14 protein-coding genes are annotated in these 15,395 nt (G+C 68.3%); 12 read left to right on the top strand and 2 right to left on the bottom strand.

Annotated features, from left to right (window positions below; translation table 11 throughout):
- Nucleotides 1-140 precede the first annotated feature (140 nt).
- From AB0B45_RS17370 to AB0B45_RS17320, 11 genes are all read left to right on the top strand, one after another.
- A complete protein-coding gene (locus AB0B45_RS17370) occupies nucleotides 141-1,337 on the top strand; it encodes an ABC transporter substrate-binding protein (RefSeq protein ID WP_358131489.1) in 1,197 nt (398 codons plus the stop codon).
- Between the two features lie 16 nt (nucleotides 1,338-1,353).
- On the top strand, nucleotides 1,354-2,667 hold the full coding sequence (locus tag AB0B45_RS17365; protein ID WP_358131488.1) for an ABC transporter substrate-binding protein: 1,314 nt from the start codon (nucleotides 1,354-1,356) through the stop codon (nucleotides 2,665-2,667).
- A gap of 12 nt (nucleotides 2,668-2,679) precedes the next feature.
- On the top strand, nucleotides 2,680-4,182 hold the full coding sequence (locus tag AB0B45_RS17360) for an ABC transporter permease subunit (protein ID WP_358131487.1): 1,503 nt from the start codon (nucleotides 2,680-2,682) through the stop codon (nucleotides 4,180-4,182).
- Nucleotides 4,182-5,057, top strand: a complete 876-nt coding sequence (locus AB0B45_RS17355) for a carbohydrate ABC transporter permease (protein ID WP_358131486.1) — start codon at nucleotides 4,182-4,184, stop codon at nucleotides 5,055-5,057. The genes AB0B45_RS17360 and AB0B45_RS17355 overlap by 1 nt, the downstream gene beginning before the upstream one ends.
- A 68-nt stretch (nucleotides 5,058-5,125) precedes the next feature.
- Nucleotides 5,126-6,502, top strand: coding sequence for a M1 family metallopeptidase (locus AB0B45_RS17350; protein WP_358131485.1), 1,377 nt, complete (start codon nucleotides 5,126-5,128; stop codon nucleotides 6,500-6,502).
- Between the two features lie 53 nt (nucleotides 6,503-6,555).
- Nucleotides 6,556-7,233 (top strand): uracil-DNA glycosylase, encoded by a 678-nt coding sequence (locus tag AB0B45_RS17345; RefSeq protein ID WP_358131484.1) that lies wholly within the window; start codon nucleotides 6,556-6,558, stop codon nucleotides 7,231-7,233.
- Nucleotides 7,234-7,244: 11 nt separating this feature from the next.
- Entirely contained in the window at nucleotides 7,245-7,574 is a 330-nt protein-coding gene (locus AB0B45_RS17340; protein ID WP_358131482.1) for a hypothetical protein, read from the top strand.
- Nucleotides 7,575-7,689: 115 nt separating this feature from the next.
- The gene (locus AB0B45_RS17335) at nucleotides 7,690-7,983 is read left to right on the top strand and encodes an MTH1187 family thiamine-binding protein (protein ID WP_358131481.1); all 294 of its coding nucleotides are present in this window, start codon (nucleotides 7,690-7,692) and stop codon (nucleotides 7,981-7,983) included.
- 107 nt (nucleotides 7,984-8,090) lie between these two features.
- The gene (locus AB0B45_RS17330; protein WP_358131480.1) at nucleotides 8,091-8,294 is read left to right on the top strand and encodes a hypothetical protein; all 204 of its coding nucleotides are present in this window, start codon (nucleotides 8,091-8,093) and stop codon (nucleotides 8,292-8,294) included.
- Between the two features lie 83 nt (nucleotides 8,295-8,377).
- Nucleotides 8,378-9,943 (top strand): FAD-dependent oxidoreductase, encoded by a 1,566-nt coding sequence (locus AB0B45_RS17325; protein ID WP_358131478.1) that lies wholly within the window; start codon nucleotides 8,378-8,380, stop codon nucleotides 9,941-9,943.
- A gap of 26 nt (nucleotides 9,944-9,969) precedes the next feature.
- Nucleotides 9,970-10,842, top strand: coding sequence for a winged helix-turn-helix transcriptional regulator (locus tag AB0B45_RS17320; protein ID WP_358131476.1), 873 nt, complete (start codon nucleotides 9,970-9,972; stop codon nucleotides 10,840-10,842).
- Nucleotides 10,843-10,967: 125 nt separating this feature from the next.
- Here AB0B45_RS17320 and AB0B45_RS17315 read toward each other — a convergent pair whose 3' ends face one another.
- A complete protein-coding gene (locus AB0B45_RS17315; protein ID WP_358131475.1) occupies nucleotides 10,968-11,912 on the bottom strand; it encodes a hypothetical protein in 945 nt (314 codons plus the stop codon).
- 777 nt (nucleotides 11,913-12,689) lie between these two features.
- Nucleotides 12,690-13,019: a hypothetical protein gene (locus AB0B45_RS17310; RefSeq protein ID WP_358131474.1), complete on the bottom strand. Its 330-nt coding sequence runs from the start codon at nucleotides 13,017-13,019 to the stop codon at nucleotides 12,690-12,692.
- A 610-nt stretch (nucleotides 13,020-13,629) separates the two neighbouring features.
- On the opposite strand from AB0B45_RS17310, the gene AB0B45_RS17305 reads away from it, so the two are divergent.
- Entirely contained in the window at nucleotides 13,630-15,378 is a 1,749-nt protein-coding gene (locus AB0B45_RS17305; protein ID WP_358131472.1) for an ABC transporter family substrate-binding protein, read from the top strand.
- Nucleotides 15,379-15,395: the final 17 nt, after the last annotated feature.

The raw sequence follows: 15,395 nt of genomic DNA, 5'->3' as shown, positions 1-15,395 counted from the left end.
CACCTCCTCGTTACGCGCTCGTTACGGACATATCCGTTGACGTTCAGATTAGCGCTGTGCATAACATGAATGCATCTACCTAACACGAATGTAATCCGCTCGAAATTTGGAGGTCATGCGTGTTCCGTCCCCTTTCCGTGATGCTGATCGCGCTCCTGGTGGCCGGATGCGCGGCGGCGACGGAAGAGGGCGGGGAAGACCCCAACGGCCCGATCACCTTCGCCACGGGACGCGACACCACCGGCTATCTACAACCCCTGCTGGACCGGTGGAACAAGGCGCACCCCGCGCAGAAGGTGACCCTGCTCGAACTGCCGGAGGCGGCCGACGAGCAGCGCGCACAACTGGTGTCGAACCTGCAGGCCAGGAGCGACCGCTACGACGTGCTCGGACTCGATGTGGTGTGGACGGCGGAGTTCGCCGACAACGGCTGGATCATCCCCCTGGAGCGCGGGCTCTTCCCGCTCGACAGGTTCCTGCCGCCCGTCGTGGATACCGCGGTCTACAGGGGGAAGCTCTGGGCGGTGCCGTACACGAGCAACGCCGGGCTCCTCTACTACCGCAAGGACCTGGTCAAGAAGCCGCCCACGACCTGGGCTTCTCTTCGCTCACAAGCCCTTGCGATCACCAAAGGACATGACATCGGCGGCTACGCGGGACAGCTGGCCGCCTATGAGGGACTGACGGTCAACTTCGCCGAGGCGGTCCAGTCAGCGGGCGGGACGCTGCTCGACCTGGACCAGGCCAAGGCGAAGCAGGCGCTCGACTTCTTCACCCGGGGTCTGCGCGAGGGATGGATCCCTCCGCAGGCGCTGAACTACAAGGAGGAGGAGTCCAGGCTGGCCTTCCAGAACGGCCAGCTGGTCTTCGCCCGCAACTGGCCCCACGCGTACGGCCCCGCCACGCAGTCGAAGGTGGCCGGCAAGTTCGCGGTGACCAGGCTCCCCGGACCCGAAGGGCCCGGATCGAGCTCGTTGGGCGGCGCCAACCTGGCCATCAGCGCCTACTCCAAGCGGCAGAACACCGCGCAGGAGTTCATCAAGTACTTCACCAGTCTGGAGAACGAGCGTCGCGTCCTGACGGAGGGTTCCTTCCCGCCCGTCTGGGCCGAGCTCTATGACGACCCATCGCTGATCAAACGCTTCCCCTATCTGCCTGTGCTGAAGGAGAGCATCCTCGCGGCCAAGCCGCGACCGGTCAGCGCGAACTACAACCAGCTGAGCCTGGTGATCGCCAGCGCGGTCTCCAAGGCGCTCAGCCCGCCATACGACCAACCAACCGATGACGTGGCTGCCTCCATGAAGGCAGAGCTAGCTGAGATCATCGCAACCCAGTGATACGAGGTCAGGCATCATGCGCAAAGCAGTTGTTCTGGCGGGGCTCGCGGTAGCCGTCGCCGCCTGCGGCAACGCCCCAACGACAACCCCCCAGCAGACCGGAGCCGCCAGCTCCGCGCCGGCCGCAGCCAAGCCGCTCGAGGGGGTGAACATCGAGGTCGCCGCCAAGTGGACCGGTGAGGAGCAGACCAACTTCGAGGCCGTGCTCAAGGAGTTCCAGAACAAGACGGGCGCCAAGGTCACCTACGCCTCCACGGGTGAGGACACCGGCGCCTACCTCGGCCCCCGCATCCAGGGCGGCAGCCCGCCCGACATCGCGATCCTCCCGCAGCCGGGCCTGGTGAAGCAGTACGCCGACCAGAAGGCGCTCAAGCCCCTCAGCGCCGAGGTCCAGAAGCAGATCGACGACAACTACACCCCGTACTGGAAGGAGCTCGGCTCCGCGGGCGGCCAGGTGTACGGCGTGCTCGTCAAGGCCGCGCACAAGTCGATCATCTGGTACCGCGACGCCGCGTTCACCGACGCCGGCGTGCAGGCCCCGACCACGTGGGACGAGCTGCTGAAGACCGCGCAGGCGGTTTCCGACTCCGGCACCCCGCCGTTCTCGCTGTGCGGCGCCTCCGGCTGGACGCTCACCGACCTGTTCGAGAACGTCTACCTCTCGAGCGCGGGCCCCGAGAAGTACGACCAGCTCGCCAAGCACGAGATCCCGTGGACCGACGCCTCCGTCGTGACGGCGCTGGAGAAGATGGCCGGCATCTTCGGCAAGAAGGACTACATGGTCGGCGGCAACACCGGCGCCCTGCAGACCGACTTCCCGACCTGCGTGACCCAGGTGTACGGCCAGGACAAGGGCGCGATGGTCATCGAGGCCGACTTCGTGGCCGCCTCCGCCACCCAGTCCGGCGCCAAGATCGGCGAATCGGCCAAGGTGTTCCCCTTCCCCAAGGTCGGCGAGACCGCGCCGGTCGTGCTCGGCGGCGACATCGCGGTGGCGCTGAAGGAGTCCCCCGGCGCCATGGCGCTGCTGGAGTTCCTGGCCTCCAAGGAGGGCGGCGAGGTGTGGGCGAAGCTGCCCGGCTACCTGTCGCCGAACCGCAACGTCTCCCCCGACAACTACCCGAGCGACCTGACCAAGCAGCTGGCGCAGACGATCATCTCCGCCGGTGAGAGCGTCAGGTACGACATGTCCGACCTCGCGCCGAGCGCCTTCGGCGGGACCGACGGCAAGGGCGAGTGGAAGGTGCTGCAGGACTTCCTGCGCAACCCCGCGGACGCCAAGGCGGCCGCCAAGGCTCTTGAGACCGAGGCCGCCAAGGCCTGGAAGTAAAGGGGCGAGGCCGTGACCGACAGGTTGAACGGCCCGACCGACCCGCGCGACTCCACGTCGCGCGGGTCCACCCCCGGGCCGGACCCCACCCCCCAGACGGCGCAGTCGGGCACCTCCACCGCGGAGAACCCCAACCCCGCCCGCACCACCGCCTCCGGCGACGGCGAAGCCGCCCAGGCCGCCGCCACGGCGGCAAGCGCGACCTCCACCGTGACCCCCGCGAAGTCCGGCCGCAGCAGGCTGGGCCCCTCGGCCATCGTGGCCTGGTTCTTCGTCCTCCCCGCGATGCTCCTGCTGGGGATCTGGGTCATCTATCCGATCATCTACTCGATCTTCCGTAGCCTCTACGACGCGACCGGCAACCAGTTCGTCGGCCTGCAGAACTACGGCACGATCTTCACCGATTCCGGCACGCTCACCACCATCAGGAACAACCTGATCTGGGTGGTCGTGGCCCCGATCGTGGTCACCACGCTCGGCCTGATCTTCGCCGTGCTCACCGAGCGCATCAGGTGGTCCACCGCGTTCAAGCTGATCGTGTTCATGCCGATGGCCGTCTCGCTGATGGCCGCGGGCGTCATCTTCCGCCTGGTCTACGAGGAGGCTCCGGACCGCGGCGTGGCCAACGCGCTCATGTCGACGGTCTCGGGCGTGTTCTCCAGCGGTGGCGGCCTGGAGGGGGCGCGGCCGAGGCAGAACGACACCTCGCCCGTCGCAGAGCAGGGCGGCGCCGTCGTCACCAAACAGCCCGTGCAGGCCGGCCAGCCGGTGCTGATCCCGCTGGTCGGCCTCAAGCCCGAGGCCGTACCCGCCGACTCCAAGCCCGCCGTCGCGGCCTCGGGACAGGGGCTGACCGGCACCATCTGGCTGGACTTCACCCCGGGAGGCGGCGGCAAGGCCGGCGAGGTCGACGGCGCGGAGAAGGGCCTGCCCGGCGTGACCGTGGAAGCGGTCAGCGGCGGCAGCGTCGCGGCCACCGCCACGACGGGCCCCGACGGCACCTTCCGCTTCGAGGGTCTCGCTCCGGGCTCCTACACCGTACGGCTGCCGCAGTCGAACTTCGAGGCGCCGTTCAACGGCCTGACCTGGCTCGGCCCGACCCTGATCACGCCCGCCATCATCGGCGCGTTCGTCTGGGTGTGGGCGGGCTTCGCGATGGTGCTGATCGCGGCCGGCCTGGCGGGGATCCCGCGTGACGCGCTGGAGGCCGCGCGCATCGACGGCGCGACCGAGTGGCAGGTGTTCAGGAAGATCACCGTGCCGCTGCTGTCGCCCGTGCTGCTCGTCGTGTTCGTCACGATGATCATCAATACCTTGAAGGTCTTCGACCTCGTCTTCATCATCGCGCCAGGCTCGGTCCAGCCGAACGCGAACGTGATCGCGCTGGAGATGTGGCGTGTCTCCTTCGGCGGCGGCAACAACCAGGGGCTGGGCAGCGCGCTCGCGATCTTCCTGCTCATCCTGGTCCTGCCGTTCATGGTCATGAACATCCGCCGGTTCAGGAGGGAGCAGTGATGGCTCACGTTCAGGCGGGAGCCGTACGGCGAGGCCCCATCGGCAGGATCGTCGACCGCCTCGGCGGCGGCGCCGTCCAGGTCGTGATGATCCTCATCGGGCTGTTCTGGCTGATCCCGACCCTCGGCCTGCTCGTCGTCTCGCTGCGCGACGAGACGGTCAACAACTCCGAGGGCTGGTGGACGATCTTCACCAAGCCCGCCGAGCTCACGATCAGCAGCTACTCCAGCCTGCTGGCCACCGGCTTCTCCGCGTCGTTCTGGAACACGGTCCTGATCACCGTGCCGACCACGCTGCTGGTGATCGGCATCGCCGCGATGGCGGCCTACGCCTTCGCGTGGATGGAGTTCCGCGGGCGCGACACGCTCTTCCTGGTCGTCGTCGGCCTGCTGATCGTGCCGATCCAGATCGCGCTGATCCCGATGGCCACGCTCTACGGCCAGGTCGGCATCTTCGGCACGATCCCGGGCGTGGTCCTGTTCCACGTCGCGTTCGGACTGCCCTTCGCGATCTTCCTGCTGCGCAACTTCTTCGTCGGCATCCCATCCTCGCTGCTGGAGGCGGCCAGGATGGACGGCGCGTCGGAGTGGAAGATCTTCGCGACCGTGGTGTTTCCGCTGGGCAAGCCCGCGATCGCCTCGCTGGGGATCTTCCAGTTCCTGTGGGTGTGGAACGACCTGCTCATCGCGCTGGTCTTCGCCGACACCGCGTCGCAGCCGATGACCAAGGCGCTGCAGTCGCAGATGCGGCAGTTCGGGACCAACGTTGACATCATCGCGCCTGGCGCCTTCCTGTCACTGATCATCCCGCTGGCGCTGTTCTTCGCCTTCCAGCGGTACTTCGTGCAGGGCATGATGGCCGGCTCGGTGAAGTGATCCACGGGCGCCCGCCTGGCTCCAGGGGCAGGCGGGCGGGCGCCCGTGGATTGCGCGAGAATCACTCCATGAAGCGTCTTCTCGCCCTGACCGCCTCCGCGGCGCTCGCCCTTCCCATCGCCCCCGCCGTGGCCGGCTCCCCCGGCTCCCCCGGCGCCCAGGGCGCGGGCGACCCGTACTTTCCCGCTCAGGGCAACGGCGGCTACGACGCCCGCCACTACGACCTGGCGCTCGACTACGACCCCGGCACCCACGTGCTGAAGGGCACGGCGACGATCAGCGCGCGCGGTACGCAGACGCTCAGCCGGTTCAACCTCGACCTGGTCAAGACGCTGGCCGTCGAGTCCGTCACCGTCGACGGGGCGGCCGCGCGGTTCACGCGGAAGGACGACGAACTGGTCGTCACCCCCGCCGCCGAGATCGCCAAGGGGAAGCCGTTCACCGTCGCGGTCCGCTACAGCGGCAAGCCCACCTCCATCATCGACGCCGACGGCTCGAAGGAGGGCTGGATCCGCACCCCCGACGGCGTGTTCAACGCCAACGAGCCGGACGGCGCCAAGACCTGGTTCCCCGGCAACCACCACATCACCGACAAGGCCGGCTTCCGGTTCGCGGTGACCGTTCCGAGCGACCGCGTCGCGGTGGCCAACGGCGAGCTCGTCTCGCAGAGAGCCGCCATGGGCAGGACGACCTACGTCTGGGCCGCCAAGGAGCCGATGGCCAGCTACCTGACGACCGTCTCCATCGGCGACTTCAAGCTCACCGACACCAAGGTCGGCGGCCTGCGCACGATCGTCGCCGTCGATCCCGCGCACGCCGCGGCGGCCAAGCGCCTGACCCAGCGGCACGGCCCCATCCTCGCCTACTTCAGCGAGCTCTTCGGCCCCTACCCGTTCTCCACCACCGGCGCGATCGTCGACGACGCCCCCTCCGTCGGCTACGCGCTGGAGTCGCAGACCAGGCCGATCTACCCGAACCTCCCCGACGACGTCCTGCTCTCGCACGAGCTGGCCCACCAGTGGTTCGGCGACGCTGTCACCCCCGAGCGCTGGAAGGACATCTGGCTCAACGAGGGCTTCGCCACCTACGCCGAGTGGCTGTGGGCCGACAAGCGCGGCTCGACCCGCCTGTCGTCCGCCTTCGCCAGTGCCTACGCCAAGCCCGCGGGCGACGCTTTCTGGAAGACCCCTCCCGCCGACCCCGGCACCGCGAAGGAGCTCTTCGAGGCCCCCGTCTACTCCCGCGGTGCCATGACGCTGCATGTCCTGCGCAAGAAGGTGGGCGACAAGGCCTTCTTCACGATCCTGCGCACCTGGGTCGCCGACCACAAGTACGGCAACGCCACCACCGCCGACTTCATCGCCCTGTCGAAGAAGATCTCCGGCAAGCCGCTCGACGCTCTCTTCGACGCCTGGCTGGTCAAGCCGGGAAAACCCGCTTTGTGATCTTTTCAGTACGGCATGCGCCCTGGTCTCCCCGGTCGGTAAGGTTCATGACCATGGCCGGTCGTCCCCTACACGAAGTAGTCGAACCAGGATGGGCTAGCGCCCTCGAGCCCGTCTCCGAACGGATCTCGGAGATGGGCGAGTTCCTCCGCAACGAGATCGCCGAGGGCAGGCAGTACCTCCCCTCGGGATCCAACGTCCTGCGCGCATTCAACCAGCCCTTCGACGAGGTCAAGGTGCTGATCGTGGGGCAGGACCCCTACCCCACGCCCGGGCACCCCGTCGGGCTGTCCTTCTCCGTGGCCCCCGACGTGCGCCCGCTGCCCGGCAGCCTGCGCAACATCTACAAGGAGATGGAGACCGACCTCGGCCTGCCGATGCCGTCGAACGGCGACCTGACCCCCTGGGCCGACCAGGGCGTCCTGCTCCTCAACAGGGTGCTGACCGTCATGCCGGGCAAGCCGGCCTCACACCGCGGCAAGGGCTGGGAGGAGGTCACGGAGCAGGCCATCCACGCCCTGGTCGCCCGTGACAAGCCCATGGTGGCGATCCTGTGGGGCCGCGACGCCCGCAACCTCGCCCCCATGCTCGGCCAGGTGCCCCGCATCGAGTCCGCCCACCCCTCTCCTCTGTCGGCCCGCAGCGGTTTCTTCGGCTCGCGCCCCTTCAGCCGCGCCAACGAGCTGCTCGTCCAGCAAGGCGCGACCCCTGTGGAGTGGAAGCTGCCCTAGGCTCTTCTGCCATGAGTGATGAAGAAAAGTTCCTTCGCCTCACGGTCGAACTGACCGTCGAGGTGCTGGACGTCGCCGCCCTGCAGGCGGCCGCCCTCGCCGAGATCCGGCACCCTGAAGCCGACCTCGACGAGGACGAGCGCAAGGAGCAGGCGGAGCTGGTCAGCTCCGATGAGACTGGCGCGACCGCCCTGCAGTGGCTCATCGAGCCCGACCACGTGCTCTCGCTGATCGAGCACGTCCAGGAGGTCGAGCCTCGCGAGGCCGTTCTGGGCGTCGAGCCTTCCGAGGGGCCCAGCGACGAGGACGAGGACGACGACCACGCGGGTCACGACCACTGAGGCTCCGGTGGGTGGGGGCCACCGCTCCCACCCACCGCCTCACGCGTGAGCAGCCGCGTTCACCCACCCGCGGGCCGGCGGGGCGGGGCGGTGCCAGACGTCTAGGATCGAACACATGATCATTGCATTCTCCATCACGCCGCTCGGTGTCGGCGACGGCGTGTCCGAGCCTGTCGCGCGCGCGGTGAAGGTGGTGCGTGAGAGCGGGCTGCCGAACCACACCGACGCCATGTTCACCACTGTCGAGGGAGAGTGGGACGAGGTGATGGACGTGGTGAAGCGGGCGGTCGAGGCCGTGGGCGAGGTCGCTCCGCGCGTGAGCCTGGTGCTCAAGGCGGACGTACGGCCGGGCGTCACCGACGGCATGACGAGCAAGGTCGAACGCCTGGAGCAGCACCTCCGCGACTGACATCTCCCGAACACCCAGCGGCACCATCGCGACACGCCCAGCCGCGACCTCCTGGGGGCCCAGCCCTCCTTGAGCTCTGCGGCGGCGACCAGCCTCTTCCACGCGAGGTGGGCGACGGGGTCGGTAGCACGCGACTCGCCCAAGCGCAGACCCACGAGAAGAACGCCCCGCGAACTCCCGCCGGTGACCTGCCGATCATCCGAGCCGGACCGTGGTCGGCGGGGCAAGGCCAGGAGAGACGCAGCAGCGCCGCCCGCCTCCCGCCGGAGATCGACGACCAGCAGCTCATCCAGATGCAGCAGAACCCCTGAGACGTAAGTCGAGATATATCTTGACCATCGAGCAAATCGCGTCATATCTTAACCACACGCGATATGTCTCGAAGGAGCGAACGATGGAAGTACCTGTCCTGATCGTCGGCGGCGGCTACGCGGGTCTCAGCGCCGCGACCATGCTCGCCTGGCGCGGCGTCGACGTCATGCTGGTCGAACGGCACGCGAGCACCTCCATCCAGCCCAAGGCGTTCGGCGTCAACACACGCGCCGTCGAGCTGCTGCGTCCCGTGCCGGGCCTGGAAGAGGAGCTCGACCGCATCTGGCAGGGCATCGGCGAGAGCATGCGCATTGCGATCGCGTCCAGCCTCGCCGACCCGGCCCCCGAGATCCTCTTCGACACCAGCACCGCGCCCTTCCCCACCCACCTGTCCCCCGCCCCGGACCTGGGCGCGCCGCAGGCGGAGGTCGAGCGGGTCCTGCGCCGCAAGGCCGAGGAACTCGGCGCCGACCTGCGCTTCTCCACCGAGCTCGTCTCCCTGGAGCAGGACGACGACGGCGTGACCGCGCTGATCCGCGCCGACGGTGTCGAGACGACCGTGCGCGCCGACTACGTCATCGCCGCCGACGGCTACCGCAGCCCGATCAGGGAGGCGCTGGCGATCCCGACCTCAGGCAAGGGCGTGCTGAGCCACCTGTACGCGATCATGTTCGACGCCGACCTCAGCGACCTGGTCAACGAGCGCGAGGTCACCCTCTGGTACCTGCAGAACGACACGTTCACCGGCGTCTTCGTCACCGGGACCGGCGTCGGCGCGCACGTGCTCGGCGTCAACCACGACGGCGAGACCACCGACTTCGACGCCGTCGAGCTGGTACGGCTCGGCGTGGGCGTGCCCGACCTCGACGTCACCGTGCTCGACACCACGACGTTCACCACCGCGCACATCCTGGCCGACACCTACCGGGCGGGACGGGTGTTCCTGGCGGGCGACGCCGCCCACACCATGCCGCCGACCGGCGGCCAGGGCGGGAGCACGGCGCTGCAGGACGGCTGCGACATCGCGTGGCGGCTCTGGCTGGTCATCTCGGGCCAGGCGGGCCCCTCCTTCCTCGACTCCTACGACGCCGAACGCCGACCCGTCGGCGAGCTGATCGCCGACGCCCAGCTCGCGAACCTCGGCTTCCGCATGCCACCGGCTGAGCGCGTGGACTATCCCGAGCCGATCGAGGACCCCTTCGCCGCCATCCTCGGCTGCCGGTATCACTCCGCCGCGATCCTGTCCGAGCCGGACGACGACGGGTCCCTGCTGGAGGATCCCCGCGTCCCCACCGGCCGGCCCGGTGGCCGCGCCCCGCACGTGGTCCTCGACTGGGACGGGCGCACGATCTCGACGCTCGACCTGTTCGGGTCGGGGTTCGTGCTGCTCGCCGGGCCGTACGGGCAGAGCTGGGTGGACGCGGGCCGCGCGGTCAGGGACCAGCTCGGCGTGCGCCTCGCGCCGCACCGCATCGGCGACGAGCTGCTGGACGTCGAGGGCACCTGGCTGGAGCGGTACGGCGTGGGCAAGAGCGGAGCGGTCCTCGTCCGGCCCGACGGATACATCGCGTGGCGCAGCGCAGGCGCCGACCTCGACCCCGCCGGCACGCTCGAGAGCGCGCTGGTTCGCCTCATCAGTCTCCTTTAGAGACTTACTCGTAGTAGGGTCGTCGTATGACCAGAGAGCTCCGCGAACAGGACGTCCAATGCTCGATCGCGCAGGCCGCATCGGTGGTCGGCGACTGGTGGAGCCTGCTGATCGTGCGGGAGGCCGCCCGGGGGCACCAGCGCTTCGAGGAACTGCTCGGCGAACTGGGCATCTCCCGCAAAGTCCTGACCGAACGCCTCCGGCACCTGGTCGAGCACGGGGTGCTGGAGCGCAGGCCGTACCAGTCGGGGCCGGTTCGCCACGAGTACCCGCTCACCGAGGTGGGTTGGGCGCTGGCGCCGGTGCTGATCGCGATGCAGGACTGGGGCGACCGGTGGCTCGCCGGCGACGGAACCCTGACCGGAGTCGCCATGCCCGGCAGCCCCGAGGCACGCCGGGTTCACTCGCTGGTCGGGACGCGCATCCCCTCGCCTCTGGAGCTTGAGAGCACGACCGGGCCCGTCGAGGTGGTGGACGGTCCCACGGTGCTCTTCACCTATCCCGCCACCGGGGTGCCGTCGCCGCTGCCGCCCGGATGGAACGAGGTGCCGGGGGCGGTCGGCTGCACGCTGGAGAACCGGCTGTTCAAGGGGATGGCACCGGCGTTCGCGGACGACGGGATCGCGCTGCGCGGGGTGAGCACGCAGCGTCCCGATGAGCAGGCGGTCTTCGCCGAGATGGAGGAGATCCCGTTTCCGCTGCTCTCGGACACGGAGCTACGGCTGGCGGCGGCGCTGCGACTGCCGACGTTCAGGTCGGGGCAGGTGGTACGGCTCAAGCGCCTGATCCTCGTGGTGGACGAACTGCGGACGATCCGGCACGCGATCTTCCCCGTGCTGGACATCCCCGCCGCCATCACCGAGGCCCACGAACTCGCCCGCGCCCTCACCCCCTCCTGACCCAGCACTCCCCCACGCGTTCGAGTACGTAAGGCGGCACAGACACATCGGACCGAGCACACCGCCCCCTCCACCGCTGATCCCCTCGCGACTCTCGGCCGTGCGAGATCGGTGGGGTGGCGGGGTCAGGGGCGGGGGGCGAGGAGTTCGTCTCGGCGGGCCAGCAGGGCGGCGCGTTCAGCCGCAAGCTCGGCGCTGCGCCGCGCGATGGCCGCCACCGTCACCCCAGCCCACTCCGCCACCTGGGCCACCGCGTCGCGCGTGCCGTTGATCCGCTGGTGCTTCAACGCATCGGTGATGATGTTGTCGAAGAAGGTGTCCACGAACCACCGCGTGTCCACCTCGGGCAGCTGGGGGTTGGCCGCCACCCCGATGTCAGCCAGCTCCCTCGAGAACACGTCGAGCTTCCGCTGCGCCTGCCACGCCGCCTGGTCCGCCTCTTCCAGCCTGGTGCGCTCGACCGAGTCGGCCATGTACCCGCCGCCCAGCATGTCCCACCGCGATGCCCCACTGGCGCTGTTCAGCCGGTCGAGCACGTAGGCGAGCTCGCGCCCCGCGTTGACGCCCGCCCTGTGCGCCTCGTCGTGCTCGCGCAGGTCGGCGGTCCGGTCGCCGAGCCGTTCCGCCAGCTCCGCGAGCTCCCGCCCCCGCGAGTCGGCCAGCTCGATCAGCAGCCGCTCCTTCTCGGCGAGCAGCCTCGCGTACTCCTCGTGAACGGGTCCGAGCCGCGCCTGCTCACCGTCGATGCCCGCGAGGTCGCCTTCCAACGACGCCACCCGCGCGCGCTGGCCGTCCAGCCGCTGCCGGGCTGCCTCCACCTCGGCCCGCTCCTGGGTCAGCCGCTCCTCCTTCGAGCCGACCAGCTTGGCGAGGAATCCGGCGAAACCGGTCTCCAGGCGCGTCACGTCGCCCTCCTCATCAGCCAGCCGCGTCTGGAGCTCGGCGACCGCCTGCCGTACCTCGCCGAGCTGGCGGGTGACCGCGCCCCGCTGCCGTGTCAGCTGGTCGAAGCGCCGCACCCGCTCCCTCGTCACCCGGAGTTGCTCGTCGATCCCCGCGAAATCCGTCATAACGGCTACGACGTCAGCGCGCCCGCGATCGTTCCCGCCAACCGATATCGGGTGCAGGCCTCACAGACGCGCGGCGAGGCGTTTCCTGAGCGGCTCGTAGTCGTGCTCGGGGAACAGGGTCGGCAACGCGTCGAGCATGCCCTCCACTCGCCGGCGCACGGACTCGAACTCCTCATCACCCAGCGGTGTTGCCCGTTCCCGTGACCGGGTGCTGGTCGATGATGCGCAACTGCGAGGTAGGGAACCGCTCGTCCTCCCGAAACGGTACGGGGAGGCAACCGCCACCGCATGCTGATCAACGACTTTCCAGCTCAACCGCTCAGTGAGAAGGAGCCGCCCGCATCTGAGTGCGGGCGGCAGACTCCTGGCTGCCGCAAGCAGAAGGCGGGCGCCTCGCCGGGGCGCCGGCCCAGGATTGGCCTTACGGCGATAAGACCGCTTCGGAGCCAGCTTGCTTGCCATCCAGCATGTAGTCATGGATTCGCGCCGCATCGGGTGTGTTCACATCAATACGCTGGGGAGCGTTCTCACACATTCGCTTACCCCCGGCTCGCCCGCCGTTTCTGACTTCTTCCGCCGTGAATCGACGCGAAGGCACTGGCCTCGGGCATCGCGTGCTGACGGGAGACCGGGCGCGCGTGCCCGTGAACGTACCGCCGCCGCATCAGGTGCCTCCCTCGCCGGGTGAGGATCCCTCACGCGATAAGGGATCACCTACGTCCGCGCGGCCAGCCTACCAGCCCGTAACATCCGCATATCGCCTGATCTGTCGGGGATTCATGCGGCCAACCGGCCGGCTTCTGGATGCGAGCCCGCATGGGTGACCATTGCCTGCAGGAGCGGCCTCGGCCTGGCTCCCACAGAGGCGGGAGGGAAGCCGTCAGGTCCCTGCGACCGCCACCGGGCACGGGCCGCCTGGTCGGGGAAGGGGATGACCACCGCGTCGACGGGTACGGCGGTCGCCGTCCGGGGAACACCGACCGCTCGCCGCTCCGCCGAGGTCCCGCCAGATGACCCAGCGTCGAGCCGCCCGACCCCGTTCACACCACCTGACACGCCGCCGAGACGCCTCGCCCAGGTGATCGCGGCCTGCTCGGCCTCGGGCATCGCGGGCATCCTCGCCGTCGATCGCGGTTGCCTGATGCACGTGACCGCGGAGCATGCGTCGCCGACCAACCGCGTCCAGATCACCGCGGACCGCACACCACCCGGCCCGTCCCTCCAGGCCGCCACCAGGGGACGCACGCCGTCCGGCCAGCTCCTCCAGGGTGCCACGGCGGGCGGGGCGGCGCGTGGTCTACATCTCCAGGAGGTCCCGCCGGCCTGGTTCGTCCAGCTCGCGCCTCGCCACACGGCGGCAGCCAGCAGGAAACGGTCGTGTGCCAGGGTGGCAGGTGGGGAATGTTCCATCGGGATCCTCCAGCCGGGGTGGGGATCTCAGGATGGGGAATGACACGGTTGACGACGTGCTGCGAACAGGATTCTGTGGACGGGTCAGGGCGGCTGTGGACAACCAGAGAACGCTCTCTGCCCCTCGATCACCCTGAGTAACACTTATGTGGTGATTTGCACCTATTCGCCCCGCCTTTGTTACAGAACATGCCGTTGACGGCATCAGGTCTGCAACACTGTGCTGTGACCCCTTACCTCAGTCTGTGGAGTAATGCTTCATTTCTCCGCAAGAGCGACTTGTTGACAACCCCCAAGGAGTAAGTCCGTGTCATCTGCACGCAGGGCCGGAAGGTTCCTGGCAGCGGCGACGGGAGCAGCGATCCTGCTGACGGCCTGCGGCGCTACCGACAATGCGCCCGCCGCGGACCCGTCGACCGGCGCCTCCGCCCCGGCCAGCGGCGCCGCCAACGCCTCGACGATCACGCACGCGCATGAGCAGGAGATCAGCTCCTACAACGGCGAGACGGCCGAGGAATACTCCTCGAAGAACCACATCGTCCTGAACCGGATCCAGCTGGACTTCTGGCACTTCGGCGCTGACGGCTCCGTCCAGCCCGAGAAGGACATGGGCACCTACGAGAAGACCTCTGACGACCCGCTGACGGTGAAGTACGCCATCAACCCGAACGCGGTGTGGTCCGACGGCAACGCGATCGCCTGTGACGACGTGATGCTCACCTATGCCGTCGCCTCCGGCAAGTTCCCCGAGTTCAGCTACATCAGCACGGACAAGTGGGACAAGATCAAGATGCCCGACTGCAAGATCGGTGACAAGGAGGTGACGCTCAACTACACCAAGCCGTTCGGTGACTGGGCGGCCCTCGAGGTCATCCAGCTGCCTGCGCACATCGTCGCGCAGCAGGGTGGGCTGAGCGAGCAGGAGATGTTCGACGCCATCAAGGCCGAGGACCACGGCAAGCTCAAGAAGGCCGCCGAGTTCTTCAGCAAGGGCTGGATCTTCAACGGCAAGCTCCCGGACAAGGCGCTCATCCCGTCCTCCGGCCAGTACGTGCTCGACTCCTACTCCCCCGGCCAGTCCATCACCCTGGCCCGCAACGAGAAGTACTGGGGCGAGAAGGCCAAGACCGAGAAGATCGTCATCCGCTTCATCGCGCAGGACCAGCAGGTCCAGGCGCTGCAGAACCGCGAGACGAACATCATCGAGCCGCAGTCGAACCCCGACGTGCTCGCCCAGGTGCAGGCGCTGCAGGACGTCACCGTCAAGACCGGTGAGCAGTTCCTCTACGACCACCTGGACTTCAACTTCAACAAGGGCGTGTTCAAGGACGCCAAGCTGCGTCAGGCCATCGCGGCGTGCGTCCCGCGGCAGCAGATCGTCGACAACCTGATCAAGCCGCAGAACCCGAGCGCGGCCCCGATGAACGTCCGCAACATCGCGCCGTTCCAGCCGGGCTACGCCGAGGCCGTGGCCTTCGCGGGTTCCGAGAAGTTCAACAAGGTCGACATCGAGGGCGCCAAGAAGCTGGTGGCCGAGTCGGGCGTCAAGACCCCGATCAAGGTCAACATCGGCTACAACCAGCCGAACCCTCGCCGTACCCAGGTCGTCGAGCTGATCAAGGCCTCGTGTGACCCGGTCGGCTTCGAGATCACCGACACCGGCAGCGAGAAGTTCTTCGACGACGCCGGTGACCTGGCCAACGGCAACTTCGACATCGCCCTGTTCGGTTGGGCCGGTTCCGCGCTGAACAGCGGCTGGACCTCCACCTACCAGACGCCGAAGAAGTGCACCCCGTCGGCCAAGGGCAACAACAAGGGCTGCTACTCCAACAAGGAGTACGACAAGCTCGCCGACCAGATCCTGGCCGAGACCGACCCGACCAAGGTCGCCCCGCTGATCCAGCAGGTCGAGAAGATCCTCTGGGACGACCTGGCGACGATCCCGCTGTACTCGCAGCCGGCTCTGTCGGCCTGGAGCTCCAACCTCCAGAACGTCCAGCCGAACCCGAGCCAGGCTTCCATCACCTGGAACATGCACCAGTGGGCTGCCCAGTAAGCGGGGCCTAGCCGACA

The sequence above is a fragment of the Nonomuraea sp. NPDC049152 genome, from assembly GCF_040648355.1.
In the GTDB taxonomy this organism is placed as follows: domain Bacteria; phylum Actinomycetota; class Actinomycetes; order Streptosporangiales; family Streptosporangiaceae; genus Nonomuraea.
The sequence above is the reverse complement of the archived record's forward strand: the minus strand, read 5'-3'. Positions and strand labels throughout refer to the sequence as shown.